Annotated in this window: 24 protein-coding genes; 14 read left to right on the top strand and 10 right to left on the bottom strand. The window is 63.1% G+C overall.

The features are described from left to right. The first annotated feature begins 40 nt into the window (after positions 1 to 40). From H9627_RS00215 to H9627_RS00205, 3 genes are all read left to right on the top strand, one after another. Positions 41 to 676: a TIGR03085 family metal-binding protein gene (locus tag H9627_RS00215; protein WP_191732024.1), complete on the top strand. Its 636-nt coding sequence runs from the start codon at positions 41 to 43 to the stop codon at positions 674 to 676. A 90-nt stretch (positions 677 to 766) separates the two neighbouring features. Beyond that, positions 767 to 3,865, top strand: coding sequence for a DNA translocase FtsK (locus H9627_RS00210; RefSeq protein ID WP_225213312.1), 3,099 nt, complete (start codon positions 767 to 769; stop codon positions 3,863 to 3,865). Positions 3,866 to 4,262: 397 nt separating this feature from the next. Beyond that, a complete protein-coding gene (locus H9627_RS00205) occupies positions 4,263 to 5,450 on the top strand; it encodes a TerC family protein (RefSeq protein ID WP_191732023.1) in 1,188 nt (395 codons plus the stop codon). Positions 5,451 to 5,573: 123 nt separating this feature from the next. On the opposite strand, the gene H9627_RS00200 is transcribed toward H9627_RS00205, so the two are convergent. Beyond that, positions 5,574 to 5,867 (bottom strand): YciI family protein, encoded by a 294-nt coding sequence (locus H9627_RS00200; RefSeq protein ID WP_191732022.1) that lies wholly within the window; start codon positions 5,865 to 5,867, stop codon positions 5,574 to 5,576. Positions 5,868 to 5,955: 88 nt separating this feature from the next. On the opposite strand from H9627_RS00200, the gene pgsA reads away from it, so the two are divergent. The 4 genes from pgsA (at position 5,956) to H9627_RS00180 (ending at position 8,542) form a co-directional block, all read left to right on the top strand. Beyond that, entirely contained in the window at positions 5,956 to 6,579 is a 624-nt protein-coding gene (pgsA, locus tag H9627_RS00195; RefSeq protein WP_404826180.1) for a CDP-diacylglycerol--glycerol-3-phosphate 3-phosphatidyltransferase, read from the top strand. Positions 6,580 to 6,582: 3 nt separating this feature from the next. Next, entirely contained in the window at positions 6,583 to 7,134 is a 552-nt protein-coding gene (locus H9627_RS00190; protein WP_191732021.1) for a CinA family protein, read from the top strand. A 60-nt stretch (positions 7,135 to 7,194) separates the two neighbouring features. Then, a complete protein-coding gene (locus H9627_RS00185) occupies positions 7,195 to 7,518 on the top strand; it encodes a helix-turn-helix domain-containing protein (protein WP_191732020.1) in 324 nt (107 codons plus the stop codon). Positions 7,519 to 7,705: 187 nt separating this feature from the next. Beyond that, positions 7,706 to 8,542 carry a PspA/IM30 family protein gene (locus H9627_RS00180; RefSeq protein WP_191732019.1) on the top strand — a complete coding sequence of 279 codons (837 nt, stop codon included), beginning with the start codon at positions 7,706 to 7,708 and terminating at the stop codon, positions 8,540 to 8,542. Between the two features lie 110 nt (positions 8,543 to 8,652). On the opposite strand, the gene H9627_RS00175 is transcribed toward H9627_RS00180, so the two are convergent. The 3 genes from H9627_RS00175 to H9627_RS00165 all read right to left on the bottom strand — a co-directional run bounded on the left by H9627_RS00175 (position 8,653) and on the right by H9627_RS00165 (position 10,709). Next, positions 8,653 to 9,264, bottom strand: a complete 612-nt coding sequence (locus H9627_RS00175) for an energy-coupling factor transporter transmembrane component T family protein (RefSeq protein WP_191732018.1) — start codon at positions 9,262 to 9,264, stop codon at positions 8,653 to 8,655. Position 9,265: 1 nt separating this feature from the next. After that, positions 9,266 to 9,955 carry an energy-coupling factor ABC transporter ATP-binding protein gene (locus H9627_RS00170; protein ID WP_191732017.1) on the bottom strand — a complete coding sequence of 230 codons (690 nt, stop codon included), beginning with the start codon at positions 9,953 to 9,955 and terminating at the stop codon, positions 9,266 to 9,268. Positions 9,956 to 10,091: 136 nt separating this feature from the next. Continuing rightward, positions 10,092 to 10,709 (bottom strand): biotin transporter BioY, encoded by a 618-nt coding sequence (locus H9627_RS00165; RefSeq protein ID WP_191732016.1) that lies wholly within the window; start codon positions 10,707 to 10,709, stop codon positions 10,092 to 10,094. Positions 10,710 to 10,806: 97 nt separating this feature from the next. Here H9627_RS00165 and H9627_RS00160 point away from each other — a divergent pair, with 97 nt between their 5' ends. The 3 genes from H9627_RS00160 to recX all read left to right on the top strand — a co-directional run bounded on the left by H9627_RS00160 (position 10,807) and on the right by recX (position 13,135). Beyond that, positions 10,807 to 11,022, top strand: a complete 216-nt coding sequence (locus H9627_RS00160) for a DUF3046 domain-containing protein (protein ID WP_191732015.1) — start codon at positions 10,807 to 10,809, stop codon at positions 11,020 to 11,022. Between the two features lie 245 nt (positions 11,023 to 11,267). Then, entirely contained in the window at positions 11,268 to 12,434 is a 1,167-nt protein-coding gene (gene recA, locus H9627_RS00155; RefSeq protein ID WP_191732014.1) for a recombinase RecA, read from the top strand. 68 nt (positions 12,435 to 12,502) lie between these two features. Further along, a complete protein-coding gene (gene recX / locus H9627_RS00150; RefSeq protein ID WP_191732013.1) occupies positions 12,503 to 13,135 on the top strand; it encodes a recombination regulator RecX in 633 nt (210 codons plus the stop codon). An 84-nt stretch (positions 13,136 to 13,219) separates the two neighbouring features. Here recX and H9627_RS00145 read toward each other — a convergent pair whose 3' ends face one another. From H9627_RS00145 to gluA, 4 genes are all read right to left on the bottom strand, one after another. Continuing rightward, positions 13,220 to 14,170, bottom strand: coding sequence for an amino acid ABC transporter permease (locus H9627_RS00145; protein WP_191732012.1), 951 nt, complete (start codon positions 14,168 to 14,170; stop codon positions 13,220 to 13,222). Then, on the bottom strand, positions 14,170 to 14,856 hold the full coding sequence (gluC, locus tag H9627_RS00140) for a glutamate ABC transporter permease GluC (protein WP_191732011.1): 687 nt from the start codon (positions 14,854 to 14,856) through the stop codon (positions 14,170 to 14,172). Before gluC ends, H9627_RS00145 begins: the two co-directional genes overlap by 1 nt. Before the next feature lie 102 nt (positions 14,857 to 14,958). Further along, entirely contained in the window at positions 14,959 to 15,843 is an 885-nt protein-coding gene (gene gluB, locus H9627_RS00135) for a glutamate ABC transporter substrate-binding protein GluB (protein WP_191732010.1), read from the bottom strand. A gap of 66 nt (positions 15,844 to 15,909) precedes the next feature. Then, positions 15,910 to 16,638 (bottom strand): glutamate ABC transporter ATP-binding protein GluA, encoded by a 729-nt coding sequence (gene gluA, locus H9627_RS00130; RefSeq protein ID WP_191732434.1) that lies wholly within the window; start codon positions 16,636 to 16,638, stop codon positions 15,910 to 15,912. Positions 16,639 to 16,969: 331 nt separating this feature from the next. Here gluA and miaB point away from each other — a divergent pair, with 331 nt between their 5' ends. Both miaB and H9627_RS00120 read left to right on the top strand, forming a co-directional pair. Beyond that, positions 16,970 to 18,586, top strand: coding sequence for a tRNA (N6-isopentenyl adenosine(37)-C2)-methylthiotransferase MiaB (miaB, locus tag H9627_RS00125; protein WP_191732009.1), 1,617 nt, complete (start codon positions 16,970 to 16,972; stop codon positions 18,584 to 18,586). 96 nt (positions 18,587 to 18,682) lie between these two features. Next, a complete protein-coding gene (locus tag H9627_RS00120; RefSeq protein WP_191732008.1) occupies positions 18,683 to 19,384 on the top strand; it encodes an Rv2732c family membrane protein in 702 nt (233 codons plus the stop codon). Here H9627_RS00120 and H9627_RS00115 read toward each other — a convergent pair. Then, complete coding sequence (locus tag H9627_RS00115) at positions 19,381 to 20,475, bottom strand: GNAT family protein (RefSeq protein ID WP_191732007.1); 1,095 nt, start codon at positions 20,473 to 20,475, stop codon at positions 19,381 to 19,383. The genes H9627_RS00120 and H9627_RS00115 overlap by 4 nt on opposite strands. 11 nt (positions 20,476 to 20,486) lie before the next feature. Continuing rightward, positions 20,487 to 21,851: a DUF349 domain-containing protein gene (locus H9627_RS00110; RefSeq protein WP_191732006.1), complete on the bottom strand. Its 1,365-nt coding sequence runs from the start codon at positions 21,849 to 21,851 to the stop codon at positions 20,487 to 20,489. 197 nt (positions 21,852 to 22,048) lie between these two features. Here H9627_RS00110 and H9627_RS00105 point away from each other — a divergent pair, with 197 nt between their 5' ends. Both H9627_RS00105 and miaA read left to right on the top strand, forming a co-directional pair. Next, a complete protein-coding gene (locus H9627_RS00105; RefSeq protein ID WP_191732005.1) occupies positions 22,049 to 22,672 on the top strand; it encodes a hypothetical protein in 624 nt (207 codons plus the stop codon). Then, on the top strand, positions 22,669 to 23,574 hold the full coding sequence (gene miaA / locus H9627_RS00100; protein WP_191732004.1) for a tRNA (adenosine(37)-N6)-dimethylallyltransferase MiaA: 906 nt from the start codon (positions 22,669 to 22,671) through the stop codon (positions 23,572 to 23,574). The genes H9627_RS00105 and miaA overlap by 4 nt, the downstream gene beginning before the upstream one ends. Positions 23,575 to 23,596 lie beyond the last annotated feature (22 nt).

Below are 23,596 nucleotides of genomic sequence, written 5' to 3'. Positions count from 1 at the left end.
GACCCCAGCCTGGTGCCCGAAAAGCACCTAGGCTGGGGTCATGACTTTTTCCAGCAGTGAACGTTCAGCGCTTGCACAGACTCTCCTTGATAAGGGACCGGATGCGCCGACCCTGTGCGGGGACTGGACGACCAGGGATCTCGCGGTGCATCTGTGGATCCGGGAGAACAGGCCCCTCGCGCAGGTGAAAACCATGCTGCCGGTTGGTGGGGACGCTGTGGAGGCGGAGACCGAGAAGGCCCTGACGCGCCCCTATGAGGAGACAGTCCGGAAGTGGGCAGAGGGTCCACGGGCGTTGAGTCCATGGAAGATCCTTGACCCGGTGGCCAACGGGGTGGAGCATTTTGTCCACCACGAGGATGTCCTGCGGGGACATCTCAGCCCGGGTGACCCGGTGGAGGAACGCGACCTCGAGCCCGAGCACCGCGCATATCTCCACCGCGCGATCAAACTCGTGGCCGGGCGCGCAATCAAGGCTGATCGCCCCGTGATCATCGATCCCGATGGTTTCAGCCGAATAGTCATCAACGACAAACCGGGTGTCTCGCCCGACGGTGAGGCGGTTGTCCGGATCTCCGGTGGGGTGGGGGAGATCGTGATGTGGCTCCTCGGCCGCGACGTGGTGAACCTGACCATCTCCGGTGACGATTCCTCGGTGGAACGCCTCAACATATAACCGTGGCTGAGGCGGGGAAGCACAGAATTTCCCCACCGAGGGTGTGGTGCAGCTGTGATACGTGTGGTTGATGCGACTACTCTTAGGGCCATGACTGTCAGAAACGGCGCACCCAAGCGGGGCAGCTCACGATCAACGGGGAAGTCAACAGGACCGAAGACCACCACGACGACCCGGAGAACCAAGCCAGCCCAGAGAACGGACAGGGCCGACACCACGGCCCTCACGACCTCGATGACCGCTCGTCGCGCTGCCGAGACCTCTGATGAGAGGACCGGCAGCGCCTTTCGTGCTGTGGGCACCGGCATCGGCAGCCTGTTTTCCGCCACGGCGAACGGCCTGGGGAAGATGACCCGGTCCATCGGGGATCTCGCCCGTCGCCGGGATGATGATGACGACTTTGATGATTTCGACGATTTTGAGGAGGAGATCTCTACGAAGCCCAAGGCTCGCGCAAGCAGCAGGCGGACCACCAGGGCGGCCACCGAGGATGTGTATGAGGAGGGCGAGGCGGATTCCTCGCCCCGCACCTCCTCCTGGGGACGTGCCGGAACATTCATGGATGAGCACGCCGACGGCATTGCGCTGACCCTGGTGGGTATCGCGATCGTTCTCGGCGCGGCGGTCTGGCTCGGTGTCGGAGGTCCCGTGGGTACCTTCATCGCCGATATCGTCCACCTGACCATCGGTGCCGGTGCGTGGGTCCTCCCGGTCGCGCTCATCGCCGCGGCGGTGGCACTCATGCTCAACTACACCCCCAATCCGGAATCCCGCACCCGGGTCGGCATCGGGGGCAGCATCATCCTGCTCTGCATGCTCGGCCTGATCCATCTGTTCGCCGGTAACCCCTCGGAATGGGCGGGCAGGAAAAATGCCGGTGGTGCCATCGGTGCCTGGGTGGGAACCCCACTGGAACTGGGTTTCAGCGTGTATCTGGCCGTCCCGATCCTCCTTCTTATCCTCTTCTACGGCGCCCTGAAGACCACAGGCATCACCATCCGCGAATTCGGTGGATTTGTCACCGGATTCTTCGGCTTCGGTAACCGAGCCGAGGATGATGACGAGGATGACGATGATCTCTACGGCCATGTGGACCGCGAGATCGAGACCAGGGCTTCCGGGCGGTCCCTGCCGCCTGCAGAGCCCCGTCCCACGCGGGTCACGCCCCGACGTACCACCTCCTCGACTCCCCGGCGCGCCGCGGCGTCGTTGGACAGGTACCCGGCGGATGAGTCGGCCACCCCGGCCGGCCCCCCACCCAGCGTGGCACCCACCGGGTCGCGTGAGCGGAAGCAGACGGAGGCGTCGACAAGCACCGAGTCCGCCCTGTTCCCCGAGCCGGAACGCCGTACACCGTCGGTGAGTGAAACCGATGAATTCCCGGCGGTCAAGACCCCGGAGAAGCCTGCGGCCGAAGCTCCGGCTCCGGCGAAGGAATCCGCCAGGGATGCCGTGGCGGCATCGCGGGAGAACCTCCGCCAGGCCATGATCCAGCGATCCGGCATGGATCCACAGGGGCCGCCGAAGGAGGAACCGGAGGTCAACCCCGGTGTGGTGGTCAGCGACGGCGACAGCACCTATGTGCTGCCGAGCGCGGATCTGCTGATCCCGGGAGCCCCGGCCAAGACACATTCGGAAACCAATGACCGCATCATCGAGGCGATCACCGATGTGTTCCGCGAATTCAATGTCGATGCCGCGGTGATGGGGTATTCCCGTGGGCCGACGGTGACCCGTTATGAGATCGAGTTGGGGCCTGGTGTGAAGGTCTCCAAGATCACCAACCTGCAGTCCAACATCGCCTACGCCGTGGCCACCGAGAATGTTCGACTGCTGACCCCGATCCCCGGTAAATCCGCCGTGGGTATCGAGGTACCCAACGCCGACCGTGAGATGGTCCGCCTGGGCGATGTGCTCAATGCACCGGCCACCGTGGACAACCTAGATCCGATGCTGGTCGGTCTGGGTAAGGACATCGAGGGTGATTTCGTGTCCTATTCCGTGCAGAAGATGCCCCACCTGCTCGTGGCGGGCTCCACCGGTTCGGGTAAATCCGCCTTCGTCAACTCGCTGCTGGTTTCCCTGCTGACCCGTGCGACCCCGGAGGAGGTGCGCCTGATCCTCGTTGACCCGAAGATGGTGGAGCTGACCCCCTACGAGGGCATCCCGCACCTGATCACCCCGATCATCACCCAGCCGAAGAAGGCCGCCGCGGCACTGCAGTGGCTGGTGGAGGAGATGGAACAGCGCTACATGGACATGAAGCAGACCCGTGTGCGCCACATCAAGGACTTCAACCGCAAGATCAAGTCCGGGGAGATCGAGACCCCATTGGGATCCAAGCGTGAGTACCGGGCCTACCCGTACATCATCTGTGTGGTCGATGAGCTCGCCGATCTCATGATGACCGCGCCGAAGGAGATCGAGGAGTCGATCGTGCGCATCACGCAGAAGGCGCGTGCCGCCGGTATCCACCTGGTACTGGCCACCCAGCGACCTTCTGTGGACGTGGTCACCGGTCTGATCAAGACCAACGTGCCCTCCAGGCTGGCATTCGCAACCTCCTCGCTGACCGACTCCCGCGTCATCCTCGACCAGGGCGGTGCGGAGAAGCTCATCGGCATGGGTGATGCACTGTTCATCCCACAGGGTGCGGGTAAACCACAGCGCATCCAGGGAGCCTTTGTCACCGATGAGGAGATCCAGGCTGTTGTGGAGGCATCGAAGGTCCAGGGTGAACCCGACTACACCGACGGTGTGACCGAGGACAAGGCCGGGGAATCCAAGAAGATCGACGCTGACATCGGTGATGATCTCGAGGACCTCCTGGAGGCCGTTGAACTGGTGGTCACCTCCCAGATCGGTTCCACCTCCATGCTGCAGCGCAAGCTGCGCATCGGTTTCGCCAAGGCCGGTCGCCTCATGGATCTGATGGAGACCCGCGGGGTGGTGGGCCCCTCTGAGGGATCCAAGGCCCGTGAGGTACTGGTCAAGCCCGAGGAACTGGACACCATCCTCTGGATGCTTAAGGGCGCTGACCCCGCCGATGCCCCGAAAGAGGAACAGTGGGGCGATGACGGCTATGCCGAGCCGGTGGGCGGGGCATCCGGGGACGGAAGCGACGGTTCCGCCTCCGGTTCGGACGGCACCACCGTTGTCCGCGCTAATCCCTCGGGTGGGGTGTTCTGACCGGGATGTAGTGACCCGGGGCTGACGGACGGGGTCCGACGGGCAGGGTCCGGCGGGCAGGGTCCGGCGGGCACAACCGGAATGAAATGGGGCTGAAAACCACAGTAATATGTGGTTCTCAGCCCCATCGTTATTTGAAACGGAGATAACCAGAAGTATGTTGCTAGCGTTTTGCCAGCGTCGAGGCTGGCGGTTAGGGAAGGATTAGGTTATAGTTTCCTTTCGTAATGGAGGGGAGTACCCCGTTCACGGCATTGATCGTCAACACGGCAATCAACATCTGGTTCACCTGTAGTGGCCGGATGGATGGTTCCCGGTCATGCCGGCCCACCGGAAACGCGGGTGGGGGAGACCTCCGGTTCTTAAACCTCAACCAAGAACCGGAGGTTCTTTTTCTATGGAAGTAAATCTGACAGTGTGGTTGATCACCGGCGCGGTGATCCTAGGCTTCTTCATCTTCGACTTCTACTCCCACGTGCGCACCCCGCATGAACCAACCATGAAGGAATCAGCGTGGTGGAGCCTGTTCTACGTGGCCCTCGCGTGTGTGTTCGGTGTGTTCCTCTGGTTCACCTGGGGTGAGCCGGGCAACCCGCACCAGCACGGCATTGAGTTCTTCACCGGTTATGTCACCGAGAAGGCGCTCAGCGTGGATAACCTGTTCATCTTCGCGCTGATCATGAGCTCCTTCAAGATCCCGAGGAAGTACCAGCAGAAGGTGCTGCTCATCGGTATCGCCATGGCGTTGGTCTTCCGTCTGGTGTTCATCCTCCTGGGTGCCGCAGTCATCGAGGCCTGGTCCGATGTCTTCTACATCTTCTCCATCTGGTTGATCTACACCGCGGTGAAGCTTCTGTGGGACGAGATCCGGGAGACCCCGGATACCGACCCGAACGACATGTTCATCATCAAGTTGCTGCGCAAGGTCATTCCGGTCACCTCCGGGTACCACGGTGACAAGCTGACCCACCGTGTCGGTGGCAAACTCAGTCTGACCCCGCTGTTCGTGGCGATCATCTCCATCGGCATGGTCGACTTGATGTTCGCCCTCGATTCGATCCCGGCGATCTACGGTATTACCACCGAGCCGTACATCGTCTTCACCACCAACGCCTTCGCGCTGCTGGGCCTGCGACAGATGTACTTCCTGCTCGACGGACTGCTCGACCGCCTGGTCTACCTGCCCTACGGTCTGGGACTCATCCTGGCCTTCATCGGCGTCAAGCTGGGCCTGCACGCCCTCCACGAGAACAACCTGCCGTTCATCAACGGCGGTGAGAACGTCGCAGTGCCTGAGGTGGAGACCACCTTCTCCCTGGTGTTCATCCTGGGTGTCCTGGTGATCACCGTTATCGCCTCCATCATCAAGAACAAGCGCGACGAGAACATGGGTGGTGTGCCACCGAAGTGGAACACCGCCAAGTACCTCGGTGACACCTGGCCCACCGGCGAGAACGGTAACGGCAACGGAGCCACAGGCACCGCCGATTCCGCACATACCGCAGGCACCCCAGCGGATGGGGAGACCCCCACCGGTACCTCCACCCGCGTTGATCTCTCCGGGGACCAGAACGACAGGACCTAGGCTTTTCAGTTCCTCACTCCTGGTAACAGGGTGTGACACAGTATGACAAAGGGCGGCTGCTTCCCATCATGGGGAGCAGCCGCCCTTTTTGATGATTCCCGGCTGATGAGTGAGGCGGGGTTGCTATCCGCCGAAGGTGCTGATGACGGGGTTCCACTGGCGGATGGAGCGACCGTCCAGGACACCCCCGGTGTGGAAGGGATCCTGATTCATGATCTGTTCGGCATCGGCGAGGGTGGAGCCATCCTCTAATTCGATGACGATCAGTGCGCCACCCTCACCGTCGGTGAAGGGGCCGGATCCAACGATTTGGCCCTTGTCTTTCAGGGAGCCGATGAATTCACGGTGCACCGGACGCAGGTTGACGATCTCCTCGCTATCCGGGTTGTAGGTGTAGGTTACTGCGAAGTAGGTCATGGGTAACGATTGTAGGCAACCGTCCGCCAGCCCACCCTCGGGTGGCCTGAGATTGTCGAAACTGCGACGAAGGGTAGGGTAGACAACCGTGAGTGATGTTTCAGCAGGCGCAATGGGCGCACCAGAAGGCCGGTCGGATGCCACGGTGTCCGACGGCGTGTCTCCGAAACCATCAAACTGGAATCTGCCCAATTTCCTGACCAGTCTGCGCATCCTCGTGATTCCGCTGTTCGCCTGGCTGACGCTGGAGGGGCAGGCGGAGAACAACGCCCACGCCTGGTGGGCTCTCGTGGTCTTTATCTTGCTGATGATCACCGACAAGCTTGATGGGGATATCGCACGTGCCAGGGGACTGGTCACCGACTTCGGTAAGATCGCGGACCCCATTGCAGACAAGGCTCTGATGACCACGGCCTTTATCTGCTTCAACATCATCGGCATTCTTCCGTGGTGGGCCACTGCCCTCATTGTGATCAGGGAATTCGGGATCACCATTTGGCGTTTCTTCCAGCTGCGTCAGGGCACCGTGGTGCCAGCCAGCAAGGGTGGCAAGATGAAGACCGCCCTGCAGACCCTGGCCGTTGCGCTCTACCTCGCGCCCCTGCCGGGATGGATGGACATTCCGAGCCAGATCGTCATGTACGCCGCGGTGGCGGTCACGGTGTTCACCGGAATCCAGTACATCGTGGATTCCCGGAAGTCCTCCAGCTAGCGAATGTCGGCCACATCAGCCACCCCGATGCCCCCGGCCCGGTTGCTCCTGGAGTTGCTCATCGATGCCGGTCAGACACTGTCCTTCTGTGAATCCCTTACCGCCGGACTGGCCGCCGCCACGTTCGCGGGTGTGCCGGGGGCCTCGAAGGTCCTGCGGGGAGGTCTGGTCACCTACGCCACGGAACTGAAGATCGAGTTGGCTGGGGTGCCGCGGGAGCTCGTCGACAAGCACGGGGTGGTCTCACCCGAGTGTGCGACGGCCATGGCCACCGGTGCCCGGCAGCGTTGTTCGTCGGACTGGGCACTTTCGCTGACCGGGGTCGCCGGCCCGGACAGTCAGGACGGCCGTCCCGTCGGTGAGGTGTGGATCGGTCTGGCTGGCCCAGCGGGACGTAGTGAATCCATCGCGGCGTTCACTTCGCAGGAGCAGGTACGCTTGGCTGAACTCGTCCGGCGGTCGCCGCTGGAGGGGCGACAGGAAATCCGCGAATCTGCAGTTCAACGGTGTTTTGAGATTCTGATTGAGCGTCTCACCGGCACTATTGAGCCCTGAGGACTCAGGATCCAAGGTAAACTGGGAACAAATTTGAGGGAAAGAGAGTTAAACCTAGTGATGGTTACTTACACAGCCCTTCTCGATAAACCACTTACCGAGGCAACCAAGCGGACCGCACCGGAACCGCTACTTCGTGAGGCCCTCGGCGCAGCCCTTCGTTCCTTCCGTGCGGATCAGGGAATCACCCTGCGTGAACTGGCGGAGGCATCCCGTGTCTCGCCGGGATATCTCTCAGAACTTGAGCGTGGCCGGAAGGAAGTCTCCTCCGAGCTGCTCGCCTCCGTCTGTCACGCGCTGGGTGCAAGCGTCGCCGATGTCCTGATCGAGGCCGCCGGTTCCATGGCACTGCAGGCAGCCCGGGAAGACCTGGCGCGCGTCTAGGATCTGACTTGCCCCCTGCGGGAATAACCCCGGGGGCAGTGCCACCTTGACCCCCGCATCAGGGAGTCCAGACAGCTACTATGGTGACAACGTATACATAGGACAGCTGTCGGGCCCGGTGCCGCATGCTAGAAATGTAGACAGCGATAATATCTGTTAAAGAGATTTAGGAAGGCTCGACTTCATCATGGCTAACCCATTTACAAAGGCATGGAAGTACCTGATGGCTCTGTTCGACTCCAAGATTGAGGAGAACGCGGACCCGAAGGTACAGATCCAGCAGGCCATTGAAGATGCCCAGCGTCAGCACCAGGAGCTGTCGCAGCAGGCGGCGGCGGTGATCGGTAATCAGCGTCAGCTGGAGATGCAGCTCAACCGTCGACTCGCTGAGATCGAGAAGCTGCAGAGCAACACCCGTCAGGCCCTTCAGCTGGCTGACAAGGCCCGCGCCGAGGGTGATGTGCAGAAGGCCACCGAGTATGAAAATGCCGCGGAAGCCTTCGCCGCACAGCTGGTCACCGCTGAGCAGAGCGTCGAGGACACCAAGCAGCTGCACGACCAGGCCCTGCAGCAGGCTGAACAGGCCAAGAAGGCTGTTGAGCGTAACTCCATGGCCCTGCAGCAGAAGGTGTCCGAGCGCACCAAGCTGCTCAGCCAGCTGGAGCAGGCCAAGATGCAGGAGAAGGTCTCGGAGTCGCTGAAGTCGATGAACTCCCTGACCGCCTCCGGCAGCACCCCGAACCTGGATCAGGTCCGGGAGAAGATCGAGCGTCGTTACGCCAACGCCCTGGGCCAGGCGGAACTCGCCCAGAACTCCGTCGAAGGCCGTATGGCCGAGGTGGAGCAGGCTGGCGTTCAGCTCGCCGGTCACTCCCGCCTCGAGCAGATCCGCGCCGAGATGGCCGGTGGCGGTCAGCTCACCGGTGGACAGCAGCAGGGTTCCATTGAATCCGGGAACGCTCCCTCCAATGCCACCGATGACGCTGTAGCCCAGCGCATGCGCGAACTGCGCGGCGAGGCTTAAAGCACTGAACACATGGCCCCGGCGCCCGCCGAACCCAGAGGGCGCCGGGGGCGGTTGCGTGGCCCCGGGGGGCACGATGCTTTACGACGGGTGATACTCCCCGCCCCGTTTTAGTCTCCCGCCCCGCGGGCGAGGAGGGCATCACCAATATTGCGTGCCCGGCGGATGGACCGGATCAACACCGGGGTGCCGAAAGCCACCACCGAGAACCCTGCACCGCGGGCCTTGCGGGCATCCAGTACCTCGGTGACGGTGGCGAGCTGGAGGGGGATGAGACGGATCGTCAGGGAGATCGCGAGGGTGATGGACTCCACCGGGAGACCGAAACGCGCCCAGGGCTGCAGCATCTTCTCCACCGCCTCCATCAGTGCCTCCAGCCTAGTGGTGAGGGTGAGCAGCATCGCCGCCATGACCGCGGAGAGGATCACCGCCACCGTGGTGACGGCCAGGTCAAGACCACGCTGCCACCACTGGAAAACACCCAGGACAAGCAGCACCGGCAGGACCGGCCACCACTGGTTCCATGCGGTGCGCGCAGGGATCCGCGCAATGACATAGGTGATGAGGACGATGACGATCAGGCCGATCGCAGTCAGGGGTGTCCGTGCCACCAGGGGGCCTGCGATGATGAAGATCAGCAACAGGGGAAATTTCCAGATGGCGGGCAGCCTGTGGACCGGGGAATCGGTGTTGACGTAGACACCGAGTGGAATGGAACGCATCTCAGACCGACTCCATCATCAGATTGACATAGTGGGGGATCACATCGGAGGGGTCTCCGTCGGCGGCGATGCGGTGATTGTCAATGCAGATCACCCGGTTGAAGTCGGAGAGGAAGTCGAGATCATGACTGACCACGATCAACTGCTGTGGAAGGGTCCGGAACACCTCCCGGATCAGCATGCGGTTGCGTAGATCCAACAGGGTGGTGGGTTCATCGGCGATGACCACCTCCGGTTCGATGATGAGAACAGCCGCCAGCGCCAGGAGCTGTTTCTGCCCGCCGGACAAGGTGTGCGGCGACTGGTCGGCATGGGCCGTGAGATGGAAGCGGTCCATCATCTCCTCGACCCGGCGTTGTTTCTCCGCCCGGGGTATCTTGTGACGACGCAGCGAAAAGGCGATGTCCTCCCTGACCGTGGGCATCACGATCTGGTTTTCGGCATCGGAGAAGACAAAACCCACTTTCTTCCGGACCTGGCGACCGTTGGCGGCCACGTCGAGACCATCGACCAGGACACGTCCGGAGCTCGGCTCGCCCAACCCGTTGATCATTCTGATGAGGGTGGATTTACCACCTCCATTGGCGCCGATGACACCGATACGCTGTTCGCGCAGGGTGAGAGACAGTGGTTCCAGTACTGGCGTGCCCTCATAGGACACCGCCGCGGAGTCGAAGATGATCTCGGGCATGATTATCAATTCTATGGGTCAGGGTCTGCCCGGGGTATCCGCCCTGGGCAGCGGGTATAAACGGAAAAGAAACCAACCCCTCTTCTTCTCAGGGCTGGTTTCGGGATTTCACAGGGTGCTGCGGCGTGAGAACGGGTTAGCGTCCGCGACGTCGCAGGTCCGGGATGGCTGCGTGGACTCCCGCGGCGATGACCACCATGAGAGCGAACTTGCCCAGGTCCGGGAGGATGAAGGGTACCTGCGCGATGGTGGCCTCGGTGAAGCTGAGCCCACCGCGCAGCACCATGCCGACGATCCCCGACAGATACTGCGTGGCCAGGCCCGCCAGGGCGGCAAGACCGAGCACCGCGAACATCCCCGCGCCGCGCTTCCGTGGGGCGCGCTCAGCGATGAGGCCGGCGATGAAGGCCGAGATGAGATATCCCACGATATAGCCGACTGTGATTCCAGCCAGCGCCGCGATCGTCGTACGCCCACCGGCGAGGACCGGCAACCCGATCATGCCGAGACCCAGGAAGAGCAGAACAGCGAGGAAACCGCGTCGGGCACCGAGCACCAACCCCCCCAGTACCACGGCGGCGTTCTGCAGAACGAGAGGCACGCCTGCGGTGCCCACAGGGATCTGAACGAACGCCAGCACAATGATCAAAGCCGCGAAAACCGCAATGAGAGCAAGATCCTGGAGACGGTTCCTGCTGGAAGCACGATTGGACTGCTCGGGCCGGGCCGAGGTCGGGGAAGTATCGGTATGCATGGACGAAGTATACAACTGAACAGTGTTCAACATGCAAGCGGACGGTTTCGAACCGCGTCAGACCGGGGGTGTATCCGGTGCCTGTAGGATCAACCCCATGCGTTTATCGGAGTTCCGGCAGTTGATCGAGGATGAATTCGGTGAAGCCAGGGGGGAGTGGATCGCCCACTCCCACACCCTCGCCACCTTGGGGATGACAGCTGATGAGGCTGTCGAATCCGGTGTGGATCTCAGGGATGTGTGGCTTCAACTCTGCACCGATTTTGATGTCCCGGAGGACCGCCGCCTGGGCCGGGATGACCCCCGTTCCTGAGTGCTTTCGGCCCATGTTCAACAATTCGATTTCGAACAGTTGTGCGTGTAAGGTGTGGAACATAATTATTCGGTTCCGGGGCATGTCTTAGACTTCCTCCACAGACAGACAAACTTGGTGCGGATAGGGACCCTAATCCCGGTTTGCGGGGTCTAACTACAATGGATCCCCTCAATATCCCTCCTCCACAACATCGGCGGTGGGATTCCACCCCCCTTCAAGACCTCAACGGACAGGACACGACAATGGCTACGAAGAAAACCACCAAGGCAGCTTCCAAGGGTGATGACCGCCAGAAGGCGCTGGACGCGGCGCTTGCCCTCATTGAGAAGGATTTCGGAAAGGGCGCTGTCATGCGCCTGGGCGATGAAAACCGTCCGCCGATCCAGGTGATCTCCTCCGGCAACACCGCACTGGATATCGCCCTGGGCATCGGAGGTTTCCCCCGTGGCCGCGTCGTCGAGGTCTATGGTCCGGAATCCTCCGGTAAGACCACCGTGGCGCTGCACGCCATCGCGCAGGCGCAGAAAGCCGGCGGTATCGCCGCCTTCATCGATGCGGAGCACGCACTGGATCCGGATTACGCCCGCAAACTCGGTGTAGACACCGACGCGCTGCTGGTATCCCAGCCGGACACCGGTGAGCAGGCACTGGAAATCGCCGATATGCTCGTGCGATCCGGTGCCATCGATGTCATCGTCATCGACTCCGTGGCGGCCCTGACCCCCAAGGCGGAGATCGAGGGTGAGATGGGTGACAGCCACGTCGGTCTGCAGGCCCGCCTGATGTCCCAGGCCCTGCGCAAGATGACCGGCGCCCTGTACAACTCCGGCACCACCGCGATCTTCATCAACCAGCTCCGTGAGAAGATCGGCGTGATGTTCGGTTCCCCGGAGACCACCACGGGCGGTAAGGCGCTGAAGTTCTACGCCTCCATCCGTATTGATGTCCGCCGCATCCAGACCCTCAAGGACGGTCAGGATGCGATCGGCAACCGCACCCGTGCCAAGATCGTCAAGAACAAGGTGTCCCCACCGTTCAAGATCGCCGAGTTCGACATCATCTACGGTGAGGGTATATCCCGGGAATCCTCCATCATCGACCTGGCGGTTGACCATGGCATCGTGAAGAAGTCCGGATCGTGGTTCACCTATGAGGGTGATCAGCTGGGTCAGGGTAAGGAGAAGGCACGCCTGTTCCTCAAGGAGACCCCGGAGCTCGCCGATGAGATCGAGGAGAAGATCTTCCGCAAACTCGGGGTCGGGCAGTTCGCGCAGACCGCCGATGAACTCACCGATGACCCGGTTGAACTCATCCCGAACGTCGATTTCGACGATGACGATGAGGATGACAACTTCGAGGCCTCCACTGCACCGGCCGGGACCCTCACCGAGTCCTCCACCGAGAACTAGGCAGATGACCTTCACCACCTCTCCCAGGCATGGGGGAGGTGGGCACCACCGGAGTACACCCATTACCCATGACTGATCCGATCACACCCAATCCTGAGGAGAGCCAGGCCGCGAAACTGGACAAGCTCCGCACCGCACTGGAGGAGTTCAGCAGACGCCAGGAGGAGGGCGCGCCCAGTACCCTCTTCGACCGGGAAGCGGAGGAGAAGAAGGCTGAAGTCCGCCGACGCGCCCTGCTGCTCCTCGACCAACGCGCCCGTTCGCGCTCCGAGTTGAGGGAGCGACTCCTTGCTCTCGAGCTCGACCCTGAGGTCATCGATGAGGTTCTCGGTGATCTCACCCGGGCCAACCTCATCGATGATGAGGCCTTCGCGCAGGAATGGGTCCGCCAACGGGCCCAGCGCCGCGGCAAGTCCTCCCGTGTGTTGGATCGGGAACTCCGGGATAAGGGCGTGGACGCAGGTATCCGGGCCCGTGCACTTGAGCAGATCGACGCCGATGATGAACGGGCCACCGCCCGTGCCGTCGCCGTGAAGAAGGCACGAAGTGAAACACGGATCCCCGCGGACCGCACCGACTATGACAAGGCGTTGCGCCGCGTGGTCGGGGCTCTGGCCCGTCGTGGATTCCCGGCGGGGATATCCATGGACCTGGCCCGGGAGGCCCTCGATGAACGCATAGAGGACCTCAAACTCAGGTGAGACACCACAAAGACCGGTTGTCACCCAGATATATCTGGGTGACAACCGGTCTCTGTCTTGTGCAGGCACCTGCACCGTTATCGGTCAGAATGACGGACCGGGGTGCTTGACTTCCTTGTAATCGGGATCGTGCCAGTCCACGTTCACATTATCCTTGGTGTCCAGACCCTGATCGGGTTCCTCCGGCACCTTGGCGATGATGTTCCTGCGGGCACGTCCGGCACGCAGCTGGCGCTGGATACGCTCTGCCAGGGCGGTCAGTGCGAAGTTGATCAGGATCATGATGATCGCGACCACGGCGAGGGCAGCCAGGTAGTTGCGGTTGACGGACGCGGACTGGATACCGGAGCGGACCACTTCGATGTAACCGATCTGGTAACCGAGGGCGGAGTCCTTCAGGGCGATGACCATCTGGGCGATCAGGGCGGGCAGCATGGCGGCCACGGCCTGCGGGAGCAGGATCGACCAGGTGGTCTGGCGGGTTGACAAACCCAGGGCGATGGCCGCTTCCTTCTGCCCCCTGGGCAGGGAGGCGATACCGGATCGCAGGATCTCCGCGATGACGGAGCCGTTGTACATGGTGAGACCGAAGACCACCGCGGCGAAGGCCAGCTGACGTGAGGGGACGAGCTGATAGCGGGCGAACAGCTGGTAGGCGAAAATCATGAGGATCAGCACGGGGATGGCACGGAAGGTCTCGATGATGATCGCGCAGAACCAGCGCAGGAGCCGGATTTCAGAGATGCGGCCCAATCCGAGCAGGGTGCCCATGACCAGCGCGAGCAGGATGGAGGCGACCGCCGCCTTCAGCGTTCCCCACAGGCCGGGGAGGAGGTAGGTCGTCCACGTCTGGGGATCGATGAACGGGGTCCATTTATCGCCATCCAGCTGTCCGTTTTCCTGGAGAACACTGCCCACCCAGAAGAGCACGGCCAGGGCCACCAGGGTGGTGACGACGGTGATGATGGTGTTGAGTCTGCGTCCCCGGGGACCGGGGGCATCGTAGAGGACTGTTGCGCGTACGGAGGAGGACATTATTTCTTCACCGCCATTTTCTCAGCGAGTTTTCCAAGCCCCAGGCCCATGGGGAGGGTGAGGACCATGAAGCCGGCGGCGAAGATCGCGAACACGACGAACAGCATATTGGCATGGTTTTCGATCGTGGACTTCATCAACAGGGATGCCTCACCCACACCGATCACGGATGCGATCGTGGTGTTCTTCGTCAGTGCGATGAGGGTGTTGCCCAGCGGGACGATGGCGGCACGCAGTGCCTGGGGGAAGATGATGGACCGGAAAATGTCGCTGAATCCGAGCCCGAGGGACCGGGCGGCCTCAGCCTGACCGAAGTGGACGGTGTTGATGCCCGACCGGAGTGATTCCGCCACGAAGGAGGATGTGTAGAGGATGAATCCGAGCACCGCGAGCCGGAAGTTGTTATCGGCGAGGAAGGTCGAACTGTCGCGACCGGCGAGGGTGAGACCGAGGTTCTGGTACAGGCCGAAGGAACAGAACAGGATCACCAGGGTCAGCGGGGTGTTGCGGACCGTGTTGATGTAGGCGGTGGACATGGTGCGCAGGATCTTCACCGGGGACACCCTCATGGCGGTGAGGATGGTACCGAGGATCATGGATCCGATGGCGGAATAGACGGTGAGTTGGATCGTCACCCAGAACGCGGGTAGTAGTGACGGACCCAGATCCGCCCATAATGTACTCATGGGGAAGTTCTCCTCGGTAGGGGATCAGTGGTGGAAGTGATGATGCGTGGCACCCGGGATGCGGGGGCCACGCATGGTCATCGGGCGTTCGGCCCCGTCAGGTCACTCCTCCAGGAAGGAGAGGTCACCCGGGGTGCCCTCCTGGACAACCTGGGAGTCCTCGCCGAGGTTCTCGGTGAGGAAACGCTGGAAGGAACCGTCGGCGTACATGCGCTCCAGTGCGGCGTTGATCGCATCGGTGGCTTCGGTGTCGTCCTTGGTGATACCGATGCCGTAGTACTCGTTGGTGAACGGTTCGCCGTCCTGCTCCATCTCCACGACGCGGAATTCACCCTCGCGCTGCTGGGAGTAGCCGAAGAGGATGGTGGCGTCGGTGGTCATGGCATCGACGTTGCCCTGGCTCAGTGCCTCCACACAGGAGGAGTAGGTGTCATATTCCTGCAGCTGCACGCTGGGGAGGACATCCTTGACCTTCTGGGCGGGGGTGGATCCGGTGACCGAGCACAGGATCAGGCCGTCGTCGAGGTCTTCGAGGGTCTGGATGCGGTCGTCGTCCTCGCGCACCAGGAGGGCCTGGTGGGTGAGCAGGTATGGTCCGCCGAAGTTCACCGACTCCGAGCGGCCCGGGTTGATGGAGTAGGTCGCCGCGATCATATCCACCTCACCGTTCTGGATGAGGGTCTCGCGCTGGGCGGAGGGGGTCTCACGCCATTCCACGGTGGGGTGGTCCCAGCCATTGTCATCGGCGATGGAGTTGGCCACATACTGCGCGACGTCAACATCCAGTCCGCTCATGGAGTTGTCCGGGTTGCGCAGCCCCAGGCCCGGCTGGTCGTACTTGGTGCCGATGGTGACATTGCCGGACTCGATGGCGGCGAGCAGGCCGTCACCGCCCTCGGAATCACCACAGGCGGTGAGGGTGACGCCGGCGAGGACAGCTGCGCTGGTGGTTGCGGCGAGACGAGTGAACATGCGTTTGTACGACATGGATGCTCCTGTTGGTCTTATTCGCTGATCTTGGCCAGCGGGGGAGGGGGAGAGTGTACGGGGAGGTCAGTGGGCGAGAATCTTGCCCAGGAAATCCTTCGCCCGGTCGGTTTGCGGATTGGTGAAGAAGGATTCCGGGTCGGAGTCCTCCACGATGGCGCCGTCGGACATGAATAGAACACGATCCGCGGCCCTGCGTGCGAAACCCATCTCGTGGGTGACGCACACCATGGTCATGCCTTCCTTGGCCAGACTCGCCATGACGTCCAGGACCTCGTTGACCATCTCGGGGTCGAGGGCGGAGGTCGGTTCGTCGAAAAGCATGATCTTGGGGTTCATCGCCAGCGCGCGGGCGATGGCCACGCGCTGCTGCTGCCCACCCGAGAGCTGCGCCGGGTATTTCTCGGCCTGGTTGGCGATGCCGACGCGTTCCAACAGCTTCATGGCCACCTCATTGGCCTGGGACTTCTTCATCTTCCGGACCTTCATCGGCCCGAGGGTGACGTTGTCCTTGATGGTGAGGTGGGGGAAGAGGTTGAAGGACTGGAACACCATGCCCACGTCGGCGCGGATCTTGGCCAGTTCGCCGCCCTCCTCCGGAAGCAGCTTCCCGTCGATCTCGATGGTGCCCTCCTCGATGGTTTCGAGGCGGTTGATGGTGCGGCACAGAGTCGACTTTCCGGAACCGGACGGGCCCAGTACAACAACGACCTGTCCCGCCGGGACCTCAAGATCGATATCGGTCAGGGCCTGGAAGTCATCGAAGAACTTCTGCACTCCCGTCATCTTGATCATCGGATGATTTGTGGTCTGCGTCATAGGGACAGCATAAAACAATGTTGGGTCATGTGGGGTATATTCTGTGATTGAGTCCAGATTGAAATGCATTTCCCTGGATTTTCACCCTTTTCCGCTGGTCAGTTGGGGTGATTTGTGGGGGTGATTTCCATTTCCGCCCGGATTTTATCAATAGCTCAATAGGTAAAGAAGTGTGAAGTGGGACTCCACACTCTGCTAGGTCGTCACCACGAGGCTGCACTCCCGAACCGCCCCACCCACAGCGACTGCTCGTACCCCGGATGATCCGTTTATGTCAGGGTGCCCACGGCCGATACAATTACCTTCCGTGACGCAGCAGATTGATATCCAGCAGATGAACACCCATCCAGCCCACCCGGACAACACCGCCGTGCCCCTTCCGGCCGGTCAGAACCCGGCTGGGGAGAACCGGGATGGCACCACTGCCCGCACCTATGAGGTGCGTACCTTCGGCTGCCAGATGAACGTCCACGACTCCGAGCGCCTCTCCGGTCTGCTCGAGGAGGCCGGTTACACCGCGGTGGGGGAGAGTGACACCCCGGATCTCATCGTCTTCAACACCTGCGCGGTGCGTGAGAACGCCGATCAGCGTCTCTACGGCACGCTGGGTAACCTGCGCGCGGTGAAGGAGAACCACCCCGGCATGCAGATCGCCGTGGGGGGCTGCCTCGCGCAGAAGGATAAGGACACCGTGGTGAAGAAGGCCCCGTGGGTGGATGTGGTCTTCGGTACCCACAACATCGCCTCGCTGCCGACCCTGCTCAACCGCGCCGAACATAACCAGAAGGCCGAGGTGGAGATCGTCGATGCGCTCGAGCAGTTCCCCTCCGTCCTCCCGGCCAAACGTGAATCCGCCTACGCCGGATGGGTGTCGGTCTCGGTGGGCTGCAACAACACCTGCACATTCTGCATCGTGCCCAGCCTGCGCGGTAAGGAGCAGGACCGCCGGCCGGGGGACATCCTGGCCGAGGTGCAGGCCCTGGTCGATCAGGGTGTCTCCGAGGTGACCCTGCTCGGTCAGAACGTCAACGCCTACGGCGTGAACTTCGTCGACCCCGAACTTGAGCGTGACCGTTCGGCCTTCTCCAAGCTCCTGCGCGCCTGCGGTGACATCGAGGGCCTGGAGCGTGTCCGTTTCACCAGCCCGCACCCGGCTGAATTCACCTCCGATGTCATCGACGCGATGGCGGAGACCCCGAATATCTGCCCGCAGCTGCACATGCCGCTGCAGTCCGGGTCGGACCGGGTGCTCAAGGAGATGCGTCGCTCCTACCGGTCGGCGAAGTTCCTCGCCATCCTGGATGAGGTCCGGGCGAAGATCCCGCACGCGTCGATCACCACCGATATCATCGTTGGTTTCCCGGGGGAGACGGAGGAGGATTTCCAGGCGACCCTGGATGTCGTCGAGAAGGCGCGCTTCACCTCCGCCTACACCTTCCAGTACAGTCCCAGGCCTGGAACCCCGGCGGCGGACTATGACAACCAGGTGCCCAAGGAGGTCGTTCAGGAACGCTATGAGCGTCTCATGGTCCTCCAGGAACGCATCTGCGAGGAGGAGAACCAGACGTTCATCGGTCAGACGGTGGAGCTGCTCGTCCAGGCCGGCGGTGGCCGGAAGAACGACACCACCAAGCGCATGTCGGGCCGTGCCCGGGATGGCCGTCTCGTCCACTTCGCACCTGCCGGTGCCATCGACGGAGAGATCCGCCCGGGTGATGCCGTGACGGTTGAGGTCACCGAGGCCAAGCCGTTCTTCCTCATCGCCGATGCCGGTGTGCTCACCCACCGCCGCACCCGGGCGGGCGACAACTCGGCCATCGGGCAGGTGCCCACCACCGCGCCGATCGGTGTCGGTCTCGGACTGCCCCGGATCGGTGCGCCGGCCCCGGCCCCCGCAACCCAGGAGAACGCCTGCGGCTGCTGACCCACACGTCGTGAAGTCCCCACCCATCTGCCCGTCGGCCACTTCGGGAAACACCGTCCCGACCGGCTACGATTGGTTACTGAACCCAACAAGGAGATGAACAGTCAAGTGAGTGAACAGAAGCTGAGCGGTCGGGAACTGGCGGCGCTGGAAAAGGATGCGGCGAAAACCCTGGAACTGGGCGACAAGAAGGGCTTCCTCATCGCGGCGGTGGTCCTGTATGTCATCGGCCTCGTACTGCCACACATCCGCGGGGTGGCAGGCTGGCAGGTGCTGTTCCTCACCGACACCGCCTCCGATGCCGGCATCCGACTCGCCGAGTACGTCTTCTACATCCTGGGCGCCATCGGTGTGTTCCTGTTCACGCTGGGAACCCTGACGCTCAGGCGCACCTGGATGGCCTGGGTGGCCTGGATCTTCTCCTGTGTGACCCTGGTGTATTCCGTGTTCGCGGCGTGGATGCGCCAGACCTCCACGGGCACGGATGAGACTATCGTGCACATCGGCATGATCGTGAGCACGGTGGCAGCCGGTGCCGCGGTGTGGGGTCTGTCCAGCATCATCCTCGCCCGCAGTGACCGCCAGCGCGACATCGCGCAGATGCGTGCGGAGGCCGGCGATCTCGATGCAGTGTCCGCCGCCCAGGGTGAGCTGTTGCGTCAGCAGCAGAACAACCCCGAGAACAACCCCCTGCTTGTCGACGACCGCCGCGCCCGCGTCAACCGCCGTCGTGCCGCGGCGTCCGGTGAGCAGGAGACCACCGAAGAGAAGGACAACGACACCGGGGATCCGTCCTAGAGCACCTTTTCCCACAGCGTGGTCCGGGAGACCTCCCGTGCGCCGAGAGCGCGGTTGATGGCCAGCATTGCCTGGTTGTCAACCGCGTTTGACGTTGCCACCCGACCCACCCGGGGATGGGTGTCGCGCAGCAGGTCCAGGCAGGCCAGTTTCACGGTGTGACCCAGGCGTTGACCCCGGGCGCGGGAATGGACGATGGTCAGCCCCTGCTCCGCCGCCTCCGGGTTCGCGCCGGGTGGCAGTGAGATGGTGCTGAAGGCCACCACGCCGTCCGCGTCGGTGATGATCACGGTGACCAGCTGCGCGCCCGTCTTGTTGATCCGTTCCGACTGCTCCGCCAATCGACGTGGTGACCAGCGTGCGGGATCGGTGGTGAGGCTGCCGTGGGGGACATCCGTGGCGGCGATGTCCTGGAGTTCGACGATGCCCGCGATGAGCCCCTCGGGGAAGGAGGTGCCGGTGATCCGGTGGACGTGGAATCCACTGCTTTCCAGGCTCGTCCGCCCGGTGGGGAGCTCATCCAGATCGAGCACCTGCTGGATCTCCTCGTGGGCGCGGCGGTACCCGGCACGGTCCAGCACCGCGCAGTAGTCGCACCCGGTGGTGGGTGTGGGCGGGTGCATGTGGGCGGTGTGCAGGATGCGGCGTGACCACGGTGCGGCACCCGCGGTGGTCCCGGCGTGGGTGAGGAGGGCGTCGACAAGCGTGGTGGCTTCGGGGGTCAGCGCCTGGCCCGGCAGGGGTTGGTGGCCGGCGTCGAGCACGATCTCGATGGCGGCGGAATCCCGGTCGTCGATGAGGGGGAGGTTGATCTTCACCCAGCCCTCGGCCTCCACCCAGGGCTCATCATCGCCCAGGCCAGGCGGGACCGTGGCGGTCAGTTCCACCGGTTGATCCCGGGTGGCCACAAACAGGATGGATGCCAGCTCGGGGGACCCGGCGAGATCGGTGATGATCCGCTCGACGGACACGGACACATCCCGGTCCCCGGAGGCCTCCTGGGCGGCCAGGTTGGACATGAACACAAAGGAACGGACCTGGTCGCCGGGCTCCTCGCCAGCAACCGGGTCCGCGATCCGGATAATCTGCACCCGTGTGGACCTTAGAGCTTGTCCACTGCCTCATGGGCGGTCTTGGCCCACTCGGCCCACTGCTGTGCCTGCGCACGCAGCTTCTCGGCCTTCTTGGTGTTGCCCTTGGCCTCGGCGGCGTCGGCCTGGGCGTTGAACTCCTCGGCCTTGGCGGTGAACTGGTCGGCACGTGCCTGGGCCTCGGGGTCGGTGCGACGCCACTGGGTCTCCTCGGCCTGGGAGACACGCTTTTCCAGAGCACCGATCTTATCCTCGAACTCCCGGACCTGACCGCGTGGCACGAATCCGATCTCCTCCCACTTCTCCTGCAGTTCACGCAGCTTCGCGCGGGCGCCGTCGAGGTTCTTGGCGGGATCGATCTGGGCATCGTACTCGGCCAGCAGGGCGTTCTTGGCCTCGGCGTTGGCCTCGAATTCCTGGTCGCGTTCCTTCGCCACCGCATTGCGCTTGTCGAAGAAGTAGTCCTGCGCCCCCTTGAAGGCGGCCCACAGCTTGTCATCGACCTCGCGTGGTGCACGGCCTGCGGCCTTCCACTCCTGCATCAGGTCACGGAAGGAACGGGCGGTGTCATTCCAGTCGGTGGATTCCTTCAGGGCCTCGGCGCGTTCGACGAGGGCCTCCTTGAGCTTGCGGGCGGTGGCCCGGCCACGGTCCAGGTCGGCGAAGTGGGCACCACGCCGGCGGTTGAAGGCGTCACGGGCGCGGGAGTAACGCTTCCACAGCTCATCATCGGTTTTGCGTTCAATGCCGTGGATGGTCTTCCACTCATCCAGGATGGTGCGGATGCGGTCGCCGGCGACCTTCCAGTCGGTGGCGTTCTCCGCGATGTCCTCGGCCTCGGTGGCCAGGGCCTCCTTGCGGGTGATGGCCTCCTCGCGGCGCTTCGCCTTCTCCTCCCGGGCGCGCTCGTTGGCCTCCTCGGAGGATTCAACGATGGTGGTCAGACGGGTTTCCAGGGCGTCCAGGTCACCGATGGCGGCCACGGTGGACAGGGAGGCACGCAGCTCCTCGGCCTTGGCGCGGATGGCGTTGGCATCATCGGGGTGGGAGACCAGACGCTGCTCCAGAAGCTCCACCTCGGTGGCCAGGTCATCGAAGCGGGTCGCGTAGTGGACGAGTCCCTCCTCCGGGGTGCCGGCCTGCCAGGAACCGATGAGGCGTTCGCCGGCGGAGGTGATCACGTAGGCGGAACCGTCGTCCTCCACACGACCGAACCGGGAGGGGTCGCTGACCCGGGTCACCGGTGCGGGTGTGACCACAGCACCAGGGGTGGCACCCTTGGCCGCCTGAGCACCGGGGCGCGGTCCGGGACGGGGTCCCGGGCGTGGACCCGGCTTCGGAGCGGTGGTGGAGCTGGAGGTCTGGTTCTCAGTCATGGACGGTCCTTAATCACTTGCATCGTCGTAGCCGCGCGACACGGCTGCCGAAAATCGAATTACGTTCTACAAACATACCGCGCACACCCAGGGGTGTCAGGTAGATAGGGTGGGCTATCCACCAAAACACCACCTTAATGCTGATTCTCCCGCCCACCCGCCAGGCATGTCCGTGGTGCGGGAGTCAGCAGGATAGGGTGGAAGCCGTGAAAACCACGCTCATCATCATGTCGGGAAGTCCTGCCCTGGTCAGCGAACTCGCGCCGCTGGATACCGCGGGTGCCCACCTCCTGGGGCAGGTGCGCGACCTCTTCGACGATCATCTGGGCACCACCGACACCCCGGTGGACCTGGTGGGTTCCCGTGCGCCGGAGTGGTACACCGGCCACACTGGCAGCTTCCGGGCCTGGGGTGCACCACAGGTGCAGCTGGGTGGGGGGAATCACCTCCCCGAGCTGGTGCAGCGGTACGCCCTGGGACGGTACGCGGACCGGGTACGTGGGGTACGTGACAACCTGGCGTCGATAAGCACCGATGCCCTCACCGTCGTGGCGGTGGACGGTTCCACCGGCCTGACCCAGCGCGCCCCCTCCTCCCTCGTCGAAGGTGCTGCCGAGGTGGACGGGTGGTGCCGCGCGCTGCTGGGCGGCCAGTGTGAGGCCAGGACGGAACAGGAGCTTGTCGACGCCGCCGTACGCGAGCCGCAACTGTGGCTGGAGCTGGCCGACCTTGCCGGCCGGGTGGAGACCGCCGAACTCATCGCGGCCGACACCTCCCACGGCGTGGGCAGGTACGTGGCGGTCTGGACGGTTGCCGGATGATCACACCGATTGCGGTCGTCGGTCCCACCGCCTCCGGGAAATCAGCGCTCGGCATCGAGCTGGCGCAGCGCCTCGACGGTGAGGTGGTCAACGTCGACTCCATGCAGCTCTACCGGGGCATGGACATCGGCACCGCGAAACTCACCGTGGAGGAGCGGCAGGGCATCCCGCACCACCAGCTCGATGTCCTTGACGTCACGGAAACCGCCTCGGTGGCCCGCTATCAGCAGGAAGCCGTCGCCGACGTGGAGGAGATCCTCTCCCGCGGGAAAACACCGATCCTGGTCGGCGGATCAATGCTGTACGTCCAGTCGCTTGTCGACGACTGGCAGTTCCCCCCGACCGACCCGGAGGTGCGGGCCCGGTGGGAGGCATGCCTGGCGGAGGTCGGGGTGGCGCGTCTGCACGAGGAGCTGCGTGCCCTGGACCCCGAGGCCGCGGCGATCATCGAGGACAACGATCCCCGGCGCACCGTCCGCGCACTGGAGGTGATCGAACTGACCGGTCAGCCTTTCAAGGCCAGCCAGCCCCCGAAGGACGCACCCCCGCGCTGGGGGACCACCATCCTGGGGTTACGGACCACCGCCGACTGGCTCAACCCCCGCATCGAACTGCGCACACACCTGATGTTCGAACACGGTTTCATCGAGGAGGTGGAGGGCCTGGTCAAGGATCATGGCCTGATTGCCGAGTCCACCGCAGGGCGGGCCATCGGTTACGCCCAGGTCCTCGACGCCCTGGCCGGGGAGTTGACCGTGGATGAGGCCATGGAGCGCACCATCACCGGTACCCGTCGCTATGTGCGCAGGCAGCGCGCCTGGTTCAACCGTGATCACCGCATCCGGTGGATCGACGCGGCCGGGGACACCACCGCACAGGCATGGGAGATCCTCGGTCTCTGACAAGTAGCGGGCGCGGGTCTAG

Source organism: Corynebacterium gallinarum (assembly GCF_014837045.1).
Taxonomy (GTDB): Bacteria; Actinomycetota; Actinomycetes; order Mycobacteriales; family Mycobacteriaceae; genus Corynebacterium; species Corynebacterium gallinarum.
The sequence above is the reverse complement of the archived record's forward strand: the minus strand, read 5'-3'. Positions and strand labels throughout refer to the sequence as shown.

Coding starts and splice junctions, on each gene's coding strand:
- H9627_RS00215 (WP_191732024.1), top strand. CDS start 41: ATGACTTTTTCCAGCAGTGAACGTTCAGCGCTTGCACAGACTCTCCTT.
- H9627_RS00210 (WP_225213312.1), top strand. CDS start 767: ATGACTGTCAGAAACGGCGCACCCAAGCGGGGCAGCTCACGATCAACG.
- H9627_RS00205 (WP_191732023.1), top strand. CDS start 4,263: ATGGAAGTAAATCTGACAGTGTGGTTGATCACCGGCGCGGTGATCCTA.
- H9627_RS00200 (WP_191732022.1), bottom strand. CDS start 5,867: ATGACCTACTTCGCAGTAACCTACACCTACAACCCGGATAGCGAGGAG.
- H9627_RS00190 (WP_191732021.1), top strand. CDS start 6,583: ATGTCGGCCACATCAGCCACCCCGATGCCCCCGGCCCGGTTGCTCCTG.
- H9627_RS00185 (WP_191732020.1), top strand. CDS start 7,195: ATGGTTACTTACACAGCCCTTCTCGATAAACCACTTACCGAGGCAACC.
- H9627_RS00180 (WP_191732019.1), top strand. CDS start 7,706: ATGGCTAACCCATTTACAAAGGCATGGAAGTACCTGATGGCTCTGTTC.
- H9627_RS00175 (WP_191732018.1), bottom strand. CDS start 9,264: ATGCGTTCCATTCCACTCGGTGTCTACGTCAACACCGATTCCCCGGTC.
- H9627_RS00170 (WP_191732017.1), bottom strand. CDS start 9,955: ATGCCCGAGATCATCTTCGACTCCGCGGCGGTGTCCTATGAGGGCACG.
- H9627_RS00165 (WP_191732016.1), bottom strand. CDS start 10,709: ATGCATACCGATACTTCCCCGACCTCGGCCCGGCCCGAGCAGTCCAAT.
- H9627_RS00160 (WP_191732015.1), top strand. CDS start 10,807: ATGCGTTTATCGGAGTTCCGGCAGTTGATCGAGGATGAATTCGGTGAA.
- recA (WP_191732014.1), top strand. CDS start 11,268: ATGGCTACGAAGAAAACCACCAAGGCAGCTTCCAAGGGTGATGACCGC.
- recX (WP_191732013.1), top strand. CDS start 12,503: ATGACTGATCCGATCACACCCAATCCTGAGGAGAGCCAGGCCGCGAAA.
- H9627_RS00145 (WP_191732012.1), bottom strand. CDS start 14,170: ATGTCCTCCTCCGTACGCGCAACAGTCCTCTACGATGCCCCCGGTCCC.
- gluC (WP_191732011.1), bottom strand. CDS start 14,856: ATGAGTACATTATGGGCGGATCTGGGTCCGTCACTACTACCCGCGTTC.
- gluB (WP_191732010.1), bottom strand. CDS start 15,843: ATGTCGTACAAACGCATGTTCACTCGTCTCGCCGCAACCACCAGCGCA.
- gluA (WP_191732434.1), bottom strand. CDS start 16,638: ATGATCAAGATGACGGGAGTGCAGAAGTTCTTCGATGACTTCCAGGCC.
- H9627_RS00120 (WP_191732008.1), top strand. CDS start 18,683: ATGAACAGTCAAGTGAGTGAACAGAAGCTGAGCGGTCGGGAACTGGCG.
- H9627_RS00110 (WP_191732006.1), bottom strand. CDS start 21,851: ATGACTGAGAACCAGACCTCCAGCTCCACCACCGCTCCGAAGCCGGGT.
- miaA (WP_191732004.1), top strand. CDS start 22,669: ATGATCACACCGATTGCGGTCGTCGGTCCCACCGCCTCCGGGAAATCA.